This window comes from Rahnella inusitata, assembly GCF_018288855.1.
Lineage (GTDB): Bacteria > Pseudomonadota > Gammaproteobacteria > Enterobacterales > Enterobacteriaceae > Rahnella > Rahnella inusitata.
Window position 1 is genome coordinate 464,618 of sequence record NZ_CP065024.1, and the last position, 20,393, is coordinate 485,010.

At 54.3% G+C, this 20,393-nt stretch carries 17 protein-coding genes; 12 read left to right on the plus strand and 5 right to left on the minus strand.

The genetic code is table 11. The features are described 5' to 3' along the window. The first annotated feature begins 37 nt into the window (after positions 1 to 37). The 9 genes from cmtB to I2123_RS02205 all read left to right on the plus strand — a co-directional run bounded on the left by cmtB (position 38) and on the right by I2123_RS02205 (position 9,725). Positions 38 to 484 (plus strand): PTS mannitol transporter subunit IIA, encoded by a 447-nt coding sequence (cmtB, locus tag I2123_RS02165; protein WP_213051700.1) that lies wholly within the window; start codon positions 38 to 40, stop codon positions 482 to 484. A gap of 31 nt (positions 485 to 515) precedes the next feature. Then, positions 516 to 1,919, plus strand: coding sequence for a PTS mannitol transporter subunit IIBC (locus tag I2123_RS02170; protein ID WP_112165327.1), 1,404 nt, complete (start codon positions 516 to 518; stop codon positions 1,917 to 1,919). After that, positions 1,916 to 3,184 (plus strand): zinc-binding dehydrogenase, encoded by a 1,269-nt coding sequence (locus tag I2123_RS02175; protein ID WP_213051701.1) that lies wholly within the window; start codon positions 1,916 to 1,918, stop codon positions 3,182 to 3,184. The genes I2123_RS02170 and I2123_RS02175 overlap by 4 nt, the downstream gene beginning before the upstream one ends. Before the next feature lie 41 nt (positions 3,185 to 3,225). After that, positions 3,226 to 3,753 (plus strand): MltR family transcriptional regulator, encoded by a 528-nt coding sequence (locus tag I2123_RS02180; protein ID WP_213051702.1) that lies wholly within the window; start codon positions 3,226 to 3,228, stop codon positions 3,751 to 3,753. Continuing rightward, positions 3,731 to 4,444, plus strand: coding sequence for a nucleoside/nucleotide kinase family protein (locus I2123_RS02185; RefSeq protein ID WP_213051703.1), 714 nt, complete (start codon positions 3,731 to 3,733; stop codon positions 4,442 to 4,444). The genes I2123_RS02180 and I2123_RS02185 overlap by 23 nt, the downstream gene beginning before the upstream one ends. A 94-nt stretch (positions 4,445 to 4,538) precedes the next feature. Then, on the plus strand, positions 4,539 to 5,333 hold the full coding sequence (locus tag I2123_RS02190; protein WP_213051704.1) for a DsbA family protein: 795 nt from the start codon (positions 4,539 to 4,541) through the stop codon (positions 5,331 to 5,333). A gap of 523 nt (positions 5,334 to 5,856) precedes the next feature. Then, positions 5,857 to 7,770 (plus strand): PTS mannitol transporter subunit IICBA, encoded by a 1,914-nt coding sequence (locus I2123_RS02195; protein ID WP_213051705.1) that lies wholly within the window; start codon positions 5,857 to 5,859, stop codon positions 7,768 to 7,770. Positions 7,771 to 7,891: 121 nt separating this feature from the next. Continuing rightward, positions 7,892 to 9,040, plus strand: coding sequence for a mannitol-1-phosphate 5-dehydrogenase (locus I2123_RS02200; RefSeq protein WP_213051706.1), 1,149 nt, complete (start codon positions 7,892 to 7,894; stop codon positions 9,038 to 9,040). A gap of 136 nt (positions 9,041 to 9,176) precedes the next feature. Beyond that, complete coding sequence (locus tag I2123_RS02205) at positions 9,177 to 9,725, plus strand: MltR family transcriptional regulator (protein WP_056775860.1); 549 nt, start codon at positions 9,177 to 9,179, stop codon at positions 9,723 to 9,725. Positions 9,726 to 9,730: 5 nt separating this feature from the next. Here the strand turns inward: I2123_RS02205 and I2123_RS02210 are convergent, their stop codons facing one another. Continuing rightward, entirely contained in the window at positions 9,731 to 10,339 is a 609-nt protein-coding gene (locus I2123_RS02210; protein ID WP_213051707.1) for a LysE family translocator, read from the minus strand. Positions 10,340 to 10,482: 143 nt separating this feature from the next. Between I2123_RS02210 and I2123_RS02215 the strand changes: the two genes are divergently transcribed. Beyond that, positions 10,483 to 11,961 carry an aminotransferase-like domain-containing protein gene (locus I2123_RS02215; RefSeq protein WP_213051708.1) on the plus strand — a complete coding sequence of 493 codons (1,479 nt, stop codon included), beginning with the start codon at positions 10,483 to 10,485 and terminating at the stop codon, positions 11,959 to 11,961. An 89-nt stretch (positions 11,962 to 12,050) separates the two neighbouring features. Further along, a complete protein-coding gene (locus I2123_RS02220) occupies positions 12,051 to 12,413 on the plus strand; it encodes a YibL family ribosome-associated protein (RefSeq protein ID WP_112165309.1) in 363 nt (120 codons plus the stop codon). Between the two features lie 105 nt (positions 12,414 to 12,518). Here the strand turns inward: I2123_RS02220 and yiiM are convergent, their stop codons facing one another. From yiiM to fdhD, 4 genes are all read right to left on the minus strand, one after another. Continuing rightward, positions 12,519 to 13,199 (minus strand): 6-hydroxyaminopurine reductase, encoded by a 681-nt coding sequence (yiiM, locus tag I2123_RS02225; protein ID WP_112165307.1) that lies wholly within the window; start codon positions 13,197 to 13,199, stop codon positions 12,519 to 12,521. A gap of 112 nt (positions 13,200 to 13,311) precedes the next feature. Then, a complete protein-coding gene (locus I2123_RS02230; RefSeq protein WP_213051709.1) occupies positions 13,312 to 15,255 on the minus strand; it encodes a methyl-accepting chemotaxis protein in 1,944 nt (647 codons plus the stop codon). 273 nt (positions 15,256 to 15,528) lie between these two features. Beyond that, a complete protein-coding gene (gene sodA, locus I2123_RS02235; protein WP_112165303.1) occupies positions 15,529 to 16,149 on the minus strand; it encodes a superoxide dismutase [Mn] in 621 nt (206 codons plus the stop codon). Between the two features lie 208 nt (positions 16,150 to 16,357). Then, complete coding sequence (gene fdhD, locus I2123_RS02240) at positions 16,358 to 17,200, minus strand: formate dehydrogenase accessory sulfurtransferase FdhD (RefSeq protein ID WP_213051710.1); 843 nt, start codon at positions 17,198 to 17,200, stop codon at positions 16,358 to 16,360. Between the two features lie 144 nt (positions 17,201 to 17,344). Between fdhD and fdnG the strand changes: the two genes are divergently transcribed. Continuing rightward, entirely contained in the window at positions 17,345 to 20,392 is a 3,048-nt protein-coding gene (fdnG, locus tag I2123_RS02245) for a formate dehydrogenase-N subunit alpha (RefSeq protein WP_213051711.1), read from the plus strand. Position 20,393: the final 1 nt, after the last annotated feature.

A 20,393-nucleotide genomic window follows, 5' to 3' on the forward strand; every position in this document is an offset into this window, starting at 1 on the left:
TTATCCGGATGAATGTTGCGGGAATAAGGGGTGTAATATGTCAGAATTAATAAGTTTCTTTCATCAGGATGCGATCAGTATTTATTCCGGCGCAAAGAGTTGGCAGCACGCGATAGATTTATCGATGGAAAATCTATTGGAGAATAATTGGGTAACGGAAAATTATATTGCCTCCATCAAACAAACCACGCTGGACATCGGTCCCTATTATTTACTGGCTCCGCATATCGCCATGCCCCACGCACGACCAGAGTGCGGGGCGCTGAAGACGGCGCTCAGCCTGACGCTGCTGCGCGAAGGCGTGAGTTTTGATGCCGATAGTCCGCCGGTAAATCTGCTGATCGGCCTGGCTGCCGTCGATGCGGATTCTCATATTGCCGCCATTCAGGCACTCAGTGAAATGTTGTGTGAAGATGATGTGGTTAATGAATTACTTCATGCAGAAAATATTGAGGCATTAACCAACATCATTCGGCGTTATTAATTTCACCCTCCCTCTTAAACAGGAATTAAATATGGCTAACAAATCAATGCGCGCCAGAGTGCAGGCTTTTGGCGGCTTTCTGACGGCAATGGTCATTCCGAATATTGGGGCTTTTATTGCCTGGGGTTTTATTACGGCGTTATTTATTCCGACGGGCTGGACGCCTAATCTTCACTTCGGCCAACTGGTTGGCCCGATGATCACCTATCTGTTGCCGTTAATGATTGGTTCCACCGGCGGACACCTGATCGGCGGTAAACGCGGGGCGGTCATGGGGGGCATTGGCACGATGGGTGTGATTGTTGGCGCCGATATTCCCATGTTTATCGGTGCAATGGTGATGGGGCCGCTCGGCGGTTATGTGATCAAAAAAGTAGATGAAGCGCTGGAGAAACGCATCCCTGCTGGTTTTGAAATGGTCATCAATAACTTTTCGCTGGGTATTCTCGGCATGCTGTTATGCCTGCTGGCCTATGAGGTGATTGGCCCGGCGGTGATGGCGGCCAATAACGTAGTGAAAGAGGGCATTGAAGCACTGGTCGCGACCGGCTATTTGCCGTTACTGTCAGTCATTAATGAACCCGCGAAAGTGCTCTTTCTGAATAATGCCATCGATCAGGGGGTCTACTACCCGCTGGGTATGCAGGACACCGCGCAGGCCGGAAAATCTATCTACTTCATGGTGGCCTCCAACCCTGGCCCCGGCCTCGGTATGCTGCTGGCCTTCTCGCTGTTTGGGAAAGGGCTGAGCAAAAAATCTGCGCCCGGCGCGATGATCATTCATTTTCTTGGCGGTATCCACGAGCTCTATTTCCCTTACGTCCTGATGAAACCGTTGATGATCATCGCGATGATTGCAGGCGGTATGACCGGCATCTATGTCTTCGAACTCTTTGGCGCCGGGCTGGTGGCTGGCCCAAGCCCTGGCTCAATCTTTGCCTATCTGGCCCTGACGCCGCGCGGTGGTTTTATCGGCACCTGCGCCGGTGTGCTGGCGGGCACCGTGGTCTCTTTTGTCGTCGCTACCGTGATTTTGAAACTTGATACGTCACCGGCGGAAGATAACTTCGCAGATTCCCAGACGGCGAACAAAAAACGTAAGGCCGAAGGCAAGTCTGGTACATCACCGTTGGCTGCCCGTATCAATCTGATCGCCTTTGTGTGTGATGCCGGAATGGGTTCCAGCGCCATGGGTGCGACGACGTTTCGCAAGAAGCTGGAGAAGGCGGGTTACGCGATTGAGGTGAAACACTACTCCATCGAAAACATCCCTGCCGATGCCGACATTATTGTCACCCATGCCAGCCTCGAAGGGCGCGCGCAGCGGGTCACGGAGAAACCGTTGATCCTGATTAAAAACTATCTTGGCGACCCGGCGCTCGACGCGCTGCTCATCGATATCACCTCACAGCCTCAGCAAGGAGCCCTCGCATGAAAACCAAAGTTGCGGCCATTTATGGCAAGAAAGACGTCAGGATCCGGGAATTCGAACTGCCGGAAATCGGCGATGACGAACTGCTGGTAAATGTGGTGTCAGACAGCGTTTGCCTCTCGACCTACAAAGCCGCTCTGCTCGGCAGTGAACACAAACGGGTACCGGAAGATATCGCTGAGCATCCTGCCGTCACCGGGCATGAATGCGCCGGGGTGATCGTTGAGGTGGGGAAAAATCTCAATGGCCGTTTTGAGGCGGGGAAACGCTTCGTGCTGCAACCAGCGATGGGGCTGCCGAGCGGTTATTCCGCCGGTTATAGCTATGAAACCTTCGGCGGTAATGCCACCTATATGATCATCCCGAAACAGGCTATCGATCTGGGCTGCGTGTTGCCTTACGAGGGCCGCTATTTCGCGGCGGCGTCGCTGGCGGAACCGATGTGCTGCATTATTGGCGCGTACCACGCCAGTTATCACACCACTCAGTATGTGTATGAACATCAGATGGGCATCAAAGCCGGGGGCAATCTGGCGCTGCTGGCCTGTGCCGGACCGATGGGCATTGGTGCGATTGATTATGCGATTAACGGCGATGTGAAGCCTGCGCGCGTGGTGGTGGTCGATATTGATGAACAGCGTCTGGCGCGGGCCGAGCAGTTATTGCCAGTGGCCATGGCGGCGGAAAAAGGCGTTGAGCTGGTTTACATCAACAGCAAAACGTTGTCAGATCCCGCTTCTCATCTGCGGGAACTGACCGGCGGCCACGGATTCGATGACGTGTTTGTTTACGCTGCCGTCGCACAAGTGATCGAGCTGGGCGATGCCCTGCTGGCAGAAGACGGTTGTCTGAACTTCTTTGCCGGGCCGACCGATAAAAATTTCAGCGTTCCCTTTAATTTCTATCATGTTCACTACTCCTCGACGCACATTGTTGGCACCTCGGGCGGGTCGACCGGTGATATGGAGGAGGCGCTGGCACTGACGGCAGCGGGGCGTATTCAGCCTTCCTATATGATCACTCACATCGGCGGGCTGGATGCCGTGCCGGAAACCGTGCTCAATCTGCCTGATATTCCCGGCGGTAAAAAGCTAATCTATAACGGAATTTCCATGCCGTTGACGGCCATCGACGACTTTGCCGAACGGGGTAAAAGTGACCCGCTGTTTGCACGTTTGGCCGAACTGGTGGCGCCAACGCACGGCGTGTGGAATGCGCAGGCGGAGCAGGCTTTACTCAGCCACTTTGGTGTTTCCACCGGGCTGTAATATGATCGATTCATCTCATTACTGAATTGGCTAAGGGAAGGATGACTGTACTCACTGAAGATCAGGTGCTGGAGACGCTCTCCAGCCAGACGAATCTCAATGATTTTCTGGATGCCGCCAATGTCATTTTACTCAGCGGTATTAAACAGTTCCTCCCTCAGCTTTTTATTAATAATGACGAGGATATCCGTGAATTTGCTGTGAAACCTTTACTCGCCAAATCCGGTCCGCTGGACAATATTGATGTTTCCCTGAGGCTCATTTATGCCTTGGGGAAAATCAAAAAATCGGTTTATGCAGATATTTTGCTTTTTTCTCAGCTGGACGAGCACCTGAAAACGAGTTCAGAGATTGTGGAATTTCATGAAGAGACCGTTTATGAATTTATCCAGAATCTACGTTGTGTGACGGGTAATTTGTTGATGTTTCAGTCCATTGAGAAAATGAAATTTGCCGGTTTTGAGATATTCAATAATGCACGTTATGGCAATTTGGTGAGGACAGCGCTGTCGCTGGCGGTGACGGATTTACTCAAGGAACTCACCCATGAACGTAACGCTGACGATTAACGGACTTACTACGCAGGCTTGCTTCCCTCATAAAGATATCGACCAACTCCATCTGCCTCTTTTACAGCATTTCTCTGCCCTTCAACGCCAGCAAAACCGGCCTCTGATTGTCTTTCTGGTGGCACCTCCGGGCACAGGAAAATCCACGTTGTCCGCCTTCTGGCAAAAGCTCTCCTGCGAAATGCCAGAATTAGTCCCGCTTCAAACCTTACCCATGGACGGTTTTCATCACCGCAACGGTTGGCTGGATGCCCGCGGTTTGCGCCAGCGTAAAGGCACGCCGGAAACGTTTGATCTGGCCAAATTACGCGATGCGTTACTGGCATTACGCAAGCCCGGCAGCCGCTGGCCGGAGTACAGCCGTACGTTGCATGAGCCCGTCGAAGAGGCCATCAGCGTCACCGCGCCGGTGCTGATCGTTGAGGGTAACTGGTTGCTGCTCAATGAATCGGGCTGGGCGTCGCTCTCTGCCCTATGTGATGTGAGCATTTTTATTGAGGCGGACCCGGACATACTTCACAGGCGCCTGGTTGAGCGAAAAATCCGCGGTGGCCTGAGCCCGCAACAAGCGGAGGATTTCTATGGCATGACCGACGGGCCTAACGTCATGCGGGTGCTGGAGCATAGCCAGCTGGCGGATATCCGGTTGAAAATGGCCACGGACAATGGCTATCAAAAATCTGATTTATAAAAAATCACAATTTTTTGCCTGCAAAAGACACAAAACTACTCTACTTTTTCAGCAACTTTATCTGTTTCTGTTTTCTGTTAATTAAGGATTTTTGATGAAACGTCTGACGATGACTTTGCTGGCTTCGCTGGTGATGGCGCCCACCTTAGTGATGGCTGCCGACAGTGCCACTGCTGATTTCACGCCGGCCCAGCAGGCGGCTATTGGTAAAATCGCAGCAGATTACCTGCTTCAGCACCCGGAAATTCTTGTGCAGGTCAGCCAGAAATTGCAGGCGCAGCAGGCCGATCAGCAACAGCAACAAACCCTGAGTGCGGTGCTGGCCAACGCTGACAAACTCACCAGCGATCCGGCGACCCCAAGCTATGGCCCGAAAGACGCCAAAGTCGCGTTTGTCGAATTCTTCGATTATCAGTGCCTGTACTGTAGCCGCATGGCGCCCGTGGTCGAGAAAACGGTGAAAGCTAATCCAAATGTGCGTTTCGTCTTCAAAGAGTGGCCAATCTTCGGCGATCGTTGGAAACCATCAATCACCGCCGCTGAAACCGGCATAGCGGTGTGGAAAGAGAAGGGCGCGCAGGCGTATTTCGATTATCACAACAGCATCTACCGCACCGGGCATGACGAAGGAAAACTGACCGAAGCGGATATCGCCGGTGCCGTGAAAGCCGCCAAAGCTACGCAGCCGACTGAAGCGCAGCGTAAAGCCACGCACGAAGCCATCGCCGCCAACGACGAACTGGCACGTACCCTCGGTTTTAGCGGTACTCCGGGCTTTGTCGTGATGCCAACCAGCGGCGCTACCGCTGAAAATACCACCGTACTGCCGGGCGCAGTGTCCGCCGACGATTTGCAGGCCGCCATCGTTAAGGCGCAAGGCGGGAAGTAATTCTTCAAAGAGTGTTCTAAATAAAACGGCGGGCTGTCTGACTGCTCGCCGTTTGTGTTTCCTGTCCCCTGTAATTTTCTTTCAACATCTCCCCCGTAAACTCATTCCTGTGCAGATCTGACACGTCTGAATGCTTTTTAAGCTAAATACACAAGTCCGGCGAAAAATACTTTGTGATAAATATCACATTTTTATGATAAAGACTCGTTAACAAAAGGTGACTTAAGTCACGTTTTTAGCGCCGTGATGGCTGCATTTTCGCCACTGTAGCCCGGTTACAGGGTGTTTTTGTGATCGCGATCACTCTAATGCAGGGGGTAGTGGGCTCATAGGTGTGATCCGCATCACGGGATGCCGGGTGGGTACGCGGTGCCTATAATCACGTGGTAGAGTCCGCCTCGCAGACAGCAATTCGACGGACGGATTTTTAAAGCAGTGGCATATAAAACCGAATTAACCGTCACCGATAATTAACTGATATCACGCGCTCTATTGTCAGCGCGTATCAATAGGGGTGCGTTTTATGTTTTCACCAGACGTTAAGATCAAAGTTCAAAACTTTGGTCGCTTCCTGAGTAACATGGTAATGCCCAACATCGGCGCGTTTATCGCCTGGGGTATCATTACTGCTCTGTTCATTCCAACCGGCTGGATTCCTAATGAAACATTAGCGAAACTCGTTGGCCCGATGATCACTTATCTCCTGCCACTGCTCATCGGTTTCACCGGTGGTCGTCTGGTCGGTGGTGATCGCGGTGGTGTGGTCGGTGCCATCACCGTAATGGGTGTGATCGTCGGTGCGGACATGCCGATGTTCCTCGGTGCGATGATTGGTGGCCCGCTGGGTGGCTGGTGTATCAAGCGCTTTGACCGTTGGGTTGACGGTAAAATCAAAAGCGGTTTTGAGATGCTGGTTAACAACTTCTCAGCCGGTATTATCGGTATGCTGCTGGCGATCCTCGCCTTCCTGGCAATCGGTCCGCTGGTAGAAGCGCTGTCTAAAGTGCTGGCTGCAGGCGTGCACATCATGGTTATTCATAACCTGTTGCCGCTGGCCTCAATCTTTGTTGAACCGGCGAAAATCCTGTTCCTGAACAACGCTATTAACCACGGTATCTTCTCTCCACTGGGCATCCAGCAGGCGACTGAAACCGGTAAATCTATCTTCTTCCTGATCGAAGCGAACCCAGGTCCGGGTATGGGCGTCCTGATGGCGTACATGTTCTTCGGTCGTGGCAGTGCCAAACAATCAGCCGGCGGCGCGGCAATCATCCACTTCCTGGGTGGTATCCACGAAATTTATTTCCCATACGTTCTGATGAACCCACGTCTGCTGCTGGCCGTTATCCTCGGTGGTATGACTGGCGTGTTCACCCTGACTCTGCTGAACGGTGGTCTGGTGTCTCCGGCTTCACCAGGTTCCATCCTGGCAGTGCTGGCGATGACGCCAAAAGGTGCTTACTTCGCTAACATCGCGGCTATCGTGGCAGCATTTGCGGTATCCTTCGTGGTCTCTGCGCTGTTGCTGAAAACCACTAAAGCGAAAGAAGGCGACGATCTGGACGAAGCAACGCGTCGCATGCAGGACATGAAAGCCGAATCTAAAGGCGGCAAACCTTCTGCAACGGGCGTGGCGGGCGATCTGTCCACCGTACGTAAAATTATCGTAGCCTGTGACGCCGGTATGGGTTCCAGCGCAATGGGTGCCGGTGTTCTGCGTAAGAAAGTGCAGGATGCGGGGCTGACCAATATCAGCGTCACCAACAGCGCAATCAACAACTTGCCTGACGACGTGGATTTGGTGATTACCCACCGTGACCTGACTGAACGCGCCATGCGTCAGGTGCCACATGCGCAGCACATCTCGCTGACCAACTTCCTCGACAGCGGCCTGTACACTGACCTGACTTCACGTCTGGTTGAAGTGAACAAAGCCAGCCAGTACAAAGAGAAAGTGACCACCACGCTCGGCGACAGCATCGTGGCGGATACTGATAACGAAAACCTGTTCCGTATGAGCGAAAGCAACATCTTCCTCGGCCTGCAGGCGACCAGTAAAGAAGACGCGATCCGCTTTGCCGGTGAGCAACTGGTGAAAGGCGGTTATGTTCAGGCAGAATATGTCGAAGCGATGCTGGCCCGTGAGCAGCTGACCTCCACGTATCTGGGTGAATCCATCGCGGTGCCACACGGCACTATCGAAGCGAAAGACCGCGTACTGAAAACCGGTATTGTATTCTGCCAGTATCCGGCGGGTATCCGCTGGGGTGACGACGAAGATGACTCAGCGCGTCTGGTTATCGGTATCGCCGCACGTAATAATGAGCACATCAACGTGATCACTAAACTGACCACGGCGCTTGATGAAGATGGTGTGATTGACCGACTGGCCAACACCACCAGCGTCGAAGAAGTCCTGAGTATTCTTCGCGGTTAAGACTTAAGCATCAAAAAAATAGAGCGTCACTCAGCGGGTCTTACGAGACCCGCTTGTTGATTCGGAGCCGGGCGGCTCCCCAGCTTTACCTAATGATGGCCCCCGATTTGAAGGAAATATTATGAAAGCATTACATTTTGGCGCAGGTAACATTGGCCGCGGTTTTATCGGTAAATTACTGGCTGATGCAGGGATTGAACTGACCTTTGCGGATGTCAGCCCTGTATTACTGGACGCGCTGAACAGCCGTAAAGGCTATGACGTGCATGTCGTGGGTGAACAGGCGACCGTTGAGCCGGTCAGCAACGTCAGCGCAGTGAACAGCGCAGGTCAGGACGCGATTAACCTGATCGCCAAAGTCGATTTAGTCACCACCGCCGTGGGCCCGACCGTACTGGAAAAAATTGCGCCAAACGTCGCGAAAGGTCTGGTTCTGCGTCACCAGCAGGGCAACGAAAATCCGCTGAATATCATTGCCTGTGAAAATATGGTGCGCGGCACCAGCCAGTTCAAACAGCACGTATTCAACGCGCTGCCGGAAGAAGAGAAAGTGTGGGTTGAAGCGCATATCGGTTTTGTCGATTCCGCCGTAGACCGCATTGTTCCGCCAGCCGCAGCCGGTACCACCGATCCGCTGGAAGTGACGGTGGAAACCTTCAGCGAGTGGATTGTCGATCAAACTCAGTTCAAAGGTACCTTGCCGGAAATCGCCGGGATGGAACTGACCGACAACCTGATGGCGTTCGTCGAGCGTAAACTCTTCACCCTGAACACCGGTCATGCTATCACCGCGTACCTTGGCCAGCAGGCCGGTCACGCGACGATCCGAGATGCTATTCTCGACGAGAAAGTGCGTCTGATCGTTCGCGGCGCGATGGTCGAAAGTGGCGAAGTGCTGATCCGTCGTTACGGTTTCGATTCGCAAAAACACGGCGCATACATCGAAAAAATTCTGTCCCGCTTTGAAAACCCGTATCTGCATGACGACGTGGAACGCGTTGGCCGTCAGCCGCTGCGCAAACTGAGCGCTGGCGACCGTCTGATCAAACCGTTGCTGGGTACGCAGGAATATCGCCTGCCGCACAATAATCTGGTTATCGGTATTGCTGCCGCGATGCGTTATCGCAGTGAGCAGGATCCACAGGCTAAAGAGCTGGCAGAGCTGCTGGAGAAAGTCGGCCCGAAAGCCGCCCTCGCGCAGATTTCAGGTCTGCCGGAAGAAGGCGAAGTCGTCGCTGAAGCCGTAAAAATCTACGAATCCATGCATTAATACTGCGTTCGTTTTGATTTCGCCAACACCAGGCAAAGAAAGCCCTGTCGGGCAGGCAGTGACTGCCCGACATGTGCGTTTCAGGGATGACGCCAAGGGCGTTAAAAGCATCGGTTCTTTATTGCAAGAAAGCCCAATGGAAAAAGCTCAGGCATTTGAAAACCGTGTCCTCGAGAAGCTCAATGCGGGTAAAACCGTGCGCAGCTTTTTGATGACGTCCGTCGAATTACTGGCCGAAGCGCTGGATATTCTGGTGGTGCAGGTTTTTCGCAAAGACGATTACGCGGTGAAATACGCGGTCGAACCGTTGCTGACCGGCACCGGTCCGCTGGGCGATCTGTCCGTGCGTCTTAAACTGATTTATGCGCTGGGTGTCATCAGCCGTCATGAATATGAAGATGCAGAATTATTGATGGCGCTGCGTGAAGAGCTGAACTACGACGGCGAAGAGTACCGTTTTACCGACGATGAAATTCTGGGGCCGTTCGGGGAATTGCACTGCGTGACGGAGTTACCGCCAGCGCCGACGTTCCTGAAACCCGGCGAAGCCGACGAATCGCTGATTGCCATGCAACGCCAGCGTTATCAGCAAATCGTCCGCTCTACCATGGTGCTTTCCGTGACCGGCCTTATCGCCCACATCAGCAATCAGCAGCCGTCACGTTTATCCCCCGTGCAGAAATAACCTGCTTACATCATCGCATGACGCACTTCCCCGACCAGCAGCCACAGCGCGGTGAGCGCCATCATGCCGCCCATGATTGTATTGAACAGTTTCAGCTTCCACTCAACGCGTAACGCCTGACGTAACCTGTCACCCATCACCACCCACACCAGAATGCATGGCAGGTTGATCAGCGCGAAGCCGACGCAAATCAGCAGCGTGTGATGCAGCATATTGCCGTCCGGCGGCGTAAACAGGATCGCCACGTTGGTGGCCATCAGCCAGGCTTTCGGGTTGATCGCCTGAAACAGCGCGCCGCCGACCATGTTCATCGGTTGCTGTTTCGCACCTTCTTTCGGCGTGCCGGAACGGTAGATTTTCCATGACAGCCAGAACAAATAGGCACAGCCGACGACCGCCATCGGCAGGCGTACGGCGTTCATCCAGCTCAGTAAAATCGCCAGCATTGAGGTCATCAGCGCACATTGCACGACGCAGCCGAGTGTTATCCCGAGCATCATCGGCACGCTGCGGCGCAGCCCGAAATTCACGCCCGAAGCCGCCAGCAGCAGATTGTTCGGGCCCGGCGTAATCGACATCACGGTGACGTAACTGACAAAAGCGGTATCTATCATTTTCTTTCCTGCTCCCCTGTATTCCAGATAACCAGAATAAAGTGTTGTATGGGAGGGTAACAGAACCAGAAATACGCTATTGTCAGGGTTACAGATTGAGATGACGCACACTGTACCCATCCCTTTTTCACGGAACTGACACCATGACTGATACCGCGGATCTGACTGATACTCGTTACAACCAGCTGGCGGAACAACTGGCCGAAGCCATCCGCCGTGGCACGCTCGCGCCGGGCAGTCGTTTGCCCTCAGTGCGACGCAGCGCGCAGACCTGGTCAGTCAGTATTAATACCGTGGTGGCGGCGTACCGGCGGCTGGAAGATCGCGGATTTATCGAGGCGCGGCCGCAATCCGGCTTTTACGTGCGAGCAGCTCTGCCTGCGCTTGAACAGCATCAGCCGCAGGAGCAGCAACACACGCAGGCGGCTGAACCGGCGGATGAAGTGCTGGATCTCATCGACAAAGTGTTCGCCGCGCAAATCGACCCGACCTACACCAATTTGTCGCTGGCCTGCCCGCAGTCCAATGACTTTTATCCGAGCGGAAAACTGGGGCGTATTATGTCGTCTCTGCTGCGCCGCCAGCCCAATCTGATTGGCCAATACGCCCTGCCACCGGGGCATCCGCCGCTGCGACAGCAGATCGCCCGCCGGGCGCTGACGCTTGGGATGATTTTAGAGCCGACTGACATCACCATTACGCACGGTTGTATGGAAGCGTTACAACTGGCGCTGCGCGTGACCACGCAGCCCGGCGACAGTGTGGGGCTGGAGACGCCGACCTATTTCTATCTGCTGCCGCTGCTCGCCAGTCTGGGGCTGAAAGCGGTGGAAATTCCGACCGATCCGCAAACCGGCCTTTCGCTGGACGTGCTGGAAATGCTGCTCAGCGAAAAACGTCTGAACGCGGTGATCGCCATGCCGACGGCGCAAAATCCGCTGGGCTTCACCATGCCGTTAGCCGCGAAAAAACGGCTGGCGCGGATGATGAACGATCATCAGGTGCCGCTGATTGAAGATGGCCTGTATGCGGAAATTCAGTTCGGCGCGACGCTGTCCCCGGCGGTGAAAGCGTTCGACAGAGATGGCTGGATCCTGTTTTGCACCAGTTTTACCAAAACGCTGGCGCCAGATTTTCGTATCGGCTGGATGGAAGGCGGGCGCTTTGCCGCGAAGCTGCACAAGCTGAAAGCGGTCTCATCGATGGCCGAATCTGCGCTGCTCTCGCAAACGCTGACGTTATTTCTGGAGTCAGGCGGCTATGACCATCATCTGCGTGCGCTTCGCCGCCGGTATGCCTCCCAGGTCGAGCAGGCGCGTGCGCTGATCGCGCGGCATTTTCCGCAGGGAACCCGTGCCACACAACCGGCGGGCGGCTTCGTGATTTGGGTGGATTTCCCGGCGGGCGTCGATTGCGTGACGCTATTCCGCCAACTATTAGAGGATAAAATCTGCATGACGCCCGGTCAGCTTTATTCGCCGAGCGGCCGCTACACCAACGGCCTGCGGTTATCCTGCTGTTATGTCTTCGACACGCGGTATATTTCGGCCATGATCCGCATCGGTCAGCGCGCCTGTGAGATGTGCGGTTTACCTCCGGGGCTGGCAGAAACGCAGGAGTGAGCTGAAGAATTGCCCACTTCCTGATACACTGACGGTTATTATTCCCAATTTACAGTTTTGCCCGCTGCGGCATGAACGGATCTGACACCATGAAAGAAATCGAAAAAGCCGAGATTAAACGCCTCAGCGACATGCTTGATGCCCTGAATCACAAAGACCCTACGGTTATCCAGCAGGGTAATTCTGACCTGATCGCCAAGCACGAAGAAGAGAAAGAAAAGCTGGCCGCTGAAATTGCGCGTCTGAAAGATGTGCGGGTTAAAAAACTCAGCACCGAAGCGCAGAAGCTGGAGCAGCTGCCGTTCAGCCGTGAAATCACCAAGAAAGAACAGGCTGATATGGGCACGCTGAAGAAAACCGTACGCGGTATCGTGGTAGTTCACCCGATGACAGCGCTGGGCCGCGAAATGGGCCTGAAAGTGGTCACCGGTTTCGCTAAGAAAGCGTTCTGATTTTAACTCCCACCCCTGCGAAGGGGTGGGTTGGGGTATTAAGGGCATCTCTGTCTTTTTCAATACCCCTCACTTGCTCCCCTTTTCGCAGAAGGAGGAGCAAGTTTATTTCCCTTCGGTCCCAAATAATCTCCGTCCAAAATCCTCAATCTTGCGGTTTACCAGACGCATTTGCATTGTCTTGCTCCAACTAGCAGAAATCCCCGCAGCTGACATCAGACGGCGATACTGTTCTTCATCGAACGGCATGTTGAATGCGATAGAAATTGCCCCGGCCACCGAAACGTCGCTGTTGCGCGTCAGCAGTTCCAGCGAACGATCGCCGCTGACATTACCGGTGCTCACCACGCGATACAACCAGCCGCAGCGCCCGCTGCTTTGCAGTAACGGCGCCAGATTTTTGCAGTCGAGAAAATGGTTCAGCTTATAGCAGGGCGCACGTGGCTGCGTGACCTGAATCAGCGCCTCGCCCCAGCGGAAGATATCGCCGATAAAGACATTTTCTTCGGTCATGCCCAGCGTGGACAAGTTTTCGCCAAAGGCGGGCGGATGAAAGCGCTCTTCTTCTTCAGGGAATTGCTGACGCAGCCAGGCGTAGTGCTCACGTGGAAAATGGCAAAGTGCGCGGTCTGTCCCGCCGTGGTAAGACTTTTCGGCTTGCTGATCGCCTTCCAGCCCCAGAGGCGTTAATGGCATGCCGCCATTGACCTGACGTTTGGCAATCGCGCTTGGCGAATAATCAGGGTAATTCTCAACAGCACCAATATAGACGTCGGGATAATGCATAAGATCTCCGCTCGGAATCAGTCGTTGAACTCAGCATAACCCGCATCAGATGTCATGAGTAGGAAGAATCACCCTGCGCGCTGTGTGGGAGAAGCGCAGGGTGAAAAGAGGATCAGAAAGTTTCCCAGTTTTCCTGGCTGCCTTTGCCCTGTGCGGGTGGCAGCGTCGGGCGACGCAGCGTATTGGTCGCCGGTGCGTGCTGCATGTTGCGGTTGTCCGCCAGACGGAATACCGATACCGCCTGTGTCAGCGTCGCGGCCTGATCCTCCAGAGAGTCTGCGGCGGCAGAAGACTGCTCCACCAGCGCGGCGTTCTGCTGGGTGGTGCTGTCCATCTCGACAATCGCCTGCGAAATCTGACTGATGCCGCGGCTTTGCTCGTCAGACGCCGAAGCAATTTCACCCATAATATCGCGCACGTGCGAGACCGATTTGACGATGTCCTGCATGGTGCGACCGGTGTTTTCGACCAGTTTCGCGCCGGTATTTACGCGCTCTACCGATTCGGCAATCAGCCCTTCGATTTCTTTCGCAGCCTGCGCGCTGCGCTGTGCCAGCGTGCGGACTTCAGAGGCCACCACCGAGAAGCCACGCCCCTGTTCACCGGCGCGTGCCGCTTCAACGGCGGCATTCAGCGCCAGAATGTTGGTCTGGAAGGCGATGCCGTTGATGACAGAGGTAATTTCAGCAATACGCTTCGAACTGCCGGAAATTTGCTGCATGGTGTCGACAACGTCGCTGACTTGCTTACCGCCGAGCGTGGCAGTGCCGGAGGCTTCACTGGCGAGTTTACTGGCGTGATGCGCGTTATCGGCGTTCTGCTTCACCGTCGCGCTCAGTTCTTCCATGCTGGCTGCCGTTTCTTCCACTGCGGCGGCCTGCTGTTCGGTGCGTGATGACAAATCGGTGTTCCCGGCGGCAATTTCCGCAGCCGCATGGGAGACCTGCGTTACCCCCGAGCGGATCTCGTAAATCATGGTGCTGAGGTTCTGGCTCATCGCCGCAACCGCATTCATCAGCATTCCCAGCTCATCGCGACGCGTCGTCGGATGTGCAGCGGTCAGATCGCCTTTGGCAATCAGCTCGGCGGTCTCCAAGGTGGCGCGCAGCGGCTGAGTAATCTGACGGGTGATCCGCCATGCGATCAAAATCCCGGCCAGCAGCACTGTCAGCGTTATCACCATCATCATTAACTGCGCGCGGCTGATATCGAGATGCGTATTTGCCAGCTCATTTTTGAAGATTTTGCCTACCAGCGTATTCATCTCACTGGCTTTGACCGACAGCAGCTGCGAGTTTCTCTGCTCTTCTTCATAGGCAGGCATATAGGCCACGACGTGGCTTTTATAATCTGCCAGTGCGCTCATCAGCGGTGCCAGCGTAGCCTGCTGATTTGGCAGCAACAGCGCGTTCAGTTTTTTGGCATTGGCCTGGGTATCGTCAATGGCCTTCAGCAATGTGGTTTCGGATTCTTTATCCATATTGAGTAACAGCCCGCGTACGTCGTAACGCACGCTGATCAGTTTCTGAATCACTTCGGCCAGAGAAAGGCGGATGGACGGATCGGCATCTTCCACGCGCAGCTGATCTTGTAAGCGTTTCACCACGGCTTCTGTTTCAGAAAGATTCCAGCTGGCGCGCACGGCGTCTTTTTTATCGACGGCCTTTTTAAACGCGTCCTGCGCCTGCTGATATTCCTGGATTTTCACCGGCACCTGACCGAGATTGGCCTGGCTGGTGGCATCCCATTCCAGCTTGCCTTTTGACTGAGCGATCAGCTGCGACAGGGCGTTGATTTTTTCCTGATTCTGCTGGAGATAGGTCGGGTCGTACTTAAGCTGATAGAGCGTGCGGCTCAGACGGGCATCATTAAGTAACGCATTCATCTGATTACTGAAATCGACTTTCTCAGCGCGCTGGCTGATGTCATTCAGTTTGACCATGCCCGCCACGGTGATCACGGCGGCGATCAATAAAACCAACCCAAATCCCAGGCCCAATTTGGTGCCGACCTTGAGATTATTCATCCACTGCGAAAGACCCGTGCCGTTACCCATAATCGTTCTCCGTAGTACATCCCTGCGAAAATTAGCGGTTTTGTGACGCCTTTGTGAACAATCTATCGGTGGAGTAAAAATAAACTTTATAGGGGCTGCGGTGTATTTTTGATAAATGAGAGCAAAGTCAGAAAAAAGCGGGGTACAAAAAAATGATTCACTTGATTATGGTGATCAGGGTAACGTTTTCAGCATATTACACGCATAAAAAAGGCGGGTCACAGACCCGCCATTGGCGAAAACATCGTGCCCGTTACGGGCGGCAGTGCGAAATTATTTCGCTTCAGCCAGACGTTTTGCTGCTTCGTCCCAGTTCACTACATCCCAGAATGCTTTGATGTAGTCAGGGCGTTTGTTCTGATATTTCAGGTAGTAAGCGTGTTCCCACACATCCAGACCCAACAGCGGGTAACCGGAAGCGCCAGAAACGGCTTCGCCCATCAGCGGGCTGTCCTGGTTAGCAGTTGAAACGACAGCCAGTTTGCCATCTTTCAGAACCAGCCACGCCCAGCCTGAGCCGAAACGAGTGGTTGCTGCTTTTTCGAAAGTTTCTTTGAACGCCTCAACGCTGCCGAAATCGCGTTCGATAGCGGATTTCAGTTCACCCTGTAAGGTGGTGCCGGTTTTCAGGCCTTTCCAGAACAGGCTGTGGTTAGCGTGGCCACCTGCGTTGTTGCGCAGTGCGACTTTCTTATCCGCAGGGACTTTGTCCAGGTTAGCGATCAGCTCTTCAACAGAAAGTTTCGCCAGTTCTGGCAGGCTTTCCAGTGCAGCGTTAGCGTTGTTCACGTACGCCTGGTGATGTTTAGAGTGATGGATTTCCATCGTTTCTTTGTCGAAATGCGGTTCGAGTGCGTCGTATGCGTAAGGCAGTGATGGCAGTGAATAACTCATGTTCATCGTCTCCATAGTGTAGGGCGGCACCGTCATTGTGAGCACCGCGTAATCAGTCGGATCATTATAGTTAATTAAATGATATTGAAAATGATTATCTATGCTCCGCACTTTGTGCGGGTACTTGTAAGCCCCTGTTATACGTGGCTTAGAACCAGATAACAGCAGCGAATCCGAAATTGTCTAAAGGCACGGGGTGCTTAGAAGACTACCTCAGCCGCTGCGGATGCGTATACACCGTGGCGCGGCCGGGTTTACTGAAACCGACCAGCGTCAGGTTGCACTTTTCGGCGACGTCGACGGCGAGCGTCGTGGCTGCAGAAACGGCGAACAGGATCTCGATGCCGCACATCGCGGCTTTCTGCACCATCTCATAACTTGCGCGGCTGGAGACCAGCGCGGCGCCGGAATTCCAGCCGGGCTGGCGGGCGCGATTTCCCAGCATTTTATCGAGTGCGACGTGGCGTCCGACGTCTTCACAGCCGCCGAGTAATTCCCCTTCCAGGGAGATCCACGCTGCGGCGTGGGTGCAGCCGGTCAGTTGTCCGATGGTTTGTACGGATTTCAGCTGATACAACGCGGTGTCCAGATGCCGCAGATCGAACGTCTGGGTGAACGGCAGTGGGGCGAGCGGGCGGAAGAGGTCACCGAGCTGCTCGATGCCGCAGACCCCGCAACCGGTGCGTCCGGCCATCGCGCGGCGACGCTCTTTTAGCCCGGCGAAGCGGCGGCTCGAAAGCTCAATATTCACTTCGATACCGTTGCAGTTGGGCGTCACGTCCATTCCCTGAATATCACTGACGGATTCGATAATCCCTTCTGACAGCGAAAAGCCCAGCGCGAAGGCTTCCAGATCTTTCGGCGAGGCCATCATCACCACGTGCGAAATCCCGTTATAGACCAGCGCAACGGGTACTTCTTCAGCAATCCAGTCGTCTTCAGGCTCACCAAGATGTGTGCGCTGCATCACCGGTTTTTGGCGCGCTCCGATGATCTGAGTCACTTTTTTATCATCTTTTTTGCCCAGTTCGTTTACTTGATGGACATCCATTGGCAATAACCTTATAAACATTCCGGCTACATAAGCCGTACAAACTGTCAGGACTTTAGGTCTTAATTTTACCGCTTCTGCCTCTGCAACGGAAAGCGGCAATTTAAAAGCAATGTGTTAACAAATGATGGGAAGGAGTCTTTCATGCAAGTCAGCAGAAGACAATTATTCAAAATATGTGCAGGCGGTATGGCCGGCACCACAGCGGCTTTATTAGGGTTTACCCCGACACTGGCGCTGGCCAAAACGCGTCAGTACAAACTGCTGCGTTCGCGCGAAACCCGTAATAACTGCACCTATTGTTCGGTCGGTTGCGGAATGCTGATTTACAGCCAGGGCGACGGTGCAAAAAATGTCACTGAGAACATTTTCCACGTCGAGGGTGACGCCGATCATCCGGTCAGTCGCGGCTCGTTGTGCCCGAAAGGCGCTGGCGTGCTGGATTACATTCACAGCGAAGGGCGTCTGAAATACCCGGAATATCGCGCGCCGGGCTCTGATAAATGGCAGCGCATGAGCTGGGACGAGGCGATTTCCCGTATCGCCCGCCTGATGAAAGATGACCGCGACGCCAACTTTGTCGAGAAAAACGACAACAACGTGACGGTCAATCGCTGGCTGACCACCGGAATGCTGTGCTCTTCTGCGGCCAGTAACGAAACCGGTCTGCTGGATCAGAAATTCACCCGCGCACTCGGGATGGTTGCTATCGACTGCCAGGCGCGTCTGTGTCACGGCCCGACCGTCGCCGCTTTAGCGCCAAGCTTTGGTCGCGGTGCGATGACCAATAACTGGGTAGATATCAAAAACGCCAACGTGATTTTGATTATGGGCGGAAATGCTGCCGAAGCGCACCCGGTCGGATTCAAATGGGTGATTGAAGCCAAAACGAAAAATAACGCCAAAGTCATCGTCGTCGATCCGCGCTTTAACCGCAGTGCCGCCGTAGCCGATATTTACGCGCCCATCCGCGCCGGTTCTGACACCGCTTTCCTGCTTGGCATGATCAACTACCTGATTACGCATAATAAAATCCAGACCGAGTACGTCAGGGAATACACCAATGCCAGCCTGCTGGTGCGGGAAGATTATGCGTTTAACGACGGGCTGTTCAGCGGCTTTGACGCCGGGAAGAAAGCTTACAATAAAGACAGCTGGCACTATCAGCTGGATGAAAACGGCTTCGCGAAGCAGGACAAAACCTTGCAGGATCCGCGCTGCGTCTGGAATTTGCTGAAAGAGTACGTCTCCCGTTACACGCCGGAGCTGGTAGAGCGCCTGTGCGGCACCTCGAAAGAAGATTTTCTGCTGATAAGCTCGATCCTGGCGGAAACCTGTGCGCGCGATAAAACCTCGACCATCCTGTATGCGCTGGGCTGGACGCACCACACCGGCGGTGCGCAAATCATCCGCTGCGCGGCGATGATCCAGTTGCTGCTTGGCAATATCGGGATGCCGGGCGGTGGCGTCAATGCGCTGCGTGGCCACTCGAATATTCAGGGATATACCGATCTCGGTTTGCTCTCGCTGAACCTGCCTGGCTATATGCCGCTGCCATCGGAAAAACAGACCAACCTGACGGATTACCTGAAACAAATCACGCCGGGGCCGCTGGTCGAAAATCAGGTCAACTTCTGGAAAAACACCCCGAATTTCTTCGTCAGCATGATGAAAAGCTTCTGGGGCGACAACGCCACGGCGCAGAACGACTGGGGCTTTGACTGGCTGCCAAAATGGGATAAAAGCTACGACGTGCTGCAACAGGCCGAGCTGATGACCCAAGGCAAACTGAACGGTTATATCGTGCAGGGCTTCAACCCGCTGGCCGCATTCCCGGACAAAAATAAATCCTCGCGTGCGCTCTCAAAACTGAAATACATGGTGGTGATCGACCCGCTGGTGACCGAGTCCTCGAACTTCTGGCAAAACCACGGCGCGATGAACGACGTCAGCACCGCCGATATTCAGACCGAAGTGTTCCGTCTGCCGTCATCCTGTTTTGCAGAAGAAAACGGCTCGATTGTGAACTCAGGTCGCTGGCTGCAATGGCACTTCCAGGCCTCTGAGCCGCCGGGTGAGGCGCTGCATGACGGCAAAATCATCGCCCGCCTGTTCATGAAACTGCGCGAGCTGTATCAGAAAGAAGGCGGCGCGAACCCGCTGCCGGTGATGAATATGGCGTGGGATTATCAGGATCCGCTAGACCCGCTGCCGGAAGAAATTGCCCGTGAAGCTAACGGCAAAGCACTGGCTGATATTCATGACGATCAGGGCAATCTGCTGGCGAAAAAAGGTCAGCAACTCTCGACCTTTGCCCATCTGAAAAACGACGGGACCACCGCCAGTTTCTGCTGGATTTATGCCGGCAGCTGGACCGAAGCCGGTAATCAGATGGCACGCCGCGATAACGCCGATCCCTCCGGTCTGGGCTGTACGTCCGGCTGGGCGTGGGCATGGCCGCTGAACCGCCGCATTCTGTATAACCGCGCATCCGTTGACCCGCAGGGGCAGCCGTGGGATCCCAAACGCGAAATCATCCGCTGGGATGGCGCGAAGTGGACCGGTTTTGACGTCCCGGATTACAGCAACGCTGCGCCGGGAACAGGTGTCGGGCCGTTCATCATGCAGCAGGAAGGCGTCGGACGCCTGTTCTCTACGGACAAAATGGCCGACGGTCCGTTCCCTGAGCATTACGAACCGATCGAATCGCCGATTGGCACCAATCCGCTTCATCCGAATGTTATCTCCAACCCGGTCGCGCGTATTTTCGCCAGCGATGTGCCGAATATGGGCACGGCAAAAGATTTCCCTTACGTCGCCACCACATATTCGATCACCGAATTGTTCCGCCACTGGACCAAGCACGCGCTGCTGAACGCCATCGCGCAGCCTGAGCAGTTTATTGAGATTGGCGAAGGTCTGGCTGCTTCAAAAGGTATCGCGCAGGGTGACGACGTGAAAGTGTCGTCCAAGCGAGGTTTCATCGTGGCGAAAGCCGTGGTGACCAAACGTATTCGTCCGCTGACCATCGACGGAAAACATGTCGAAACCATTGGCATTCCTTGTCACTGGGGCTTTGAAGGCGCAACGCGCAAAGGCTATTTGGCCAATACGCTGACGCCGTCGGTCGGTGACGCTAACTCGCAAACGCCGGAATTTAAGGCGTTCCTGGTTAACGTGGAAAAGGTCTAAC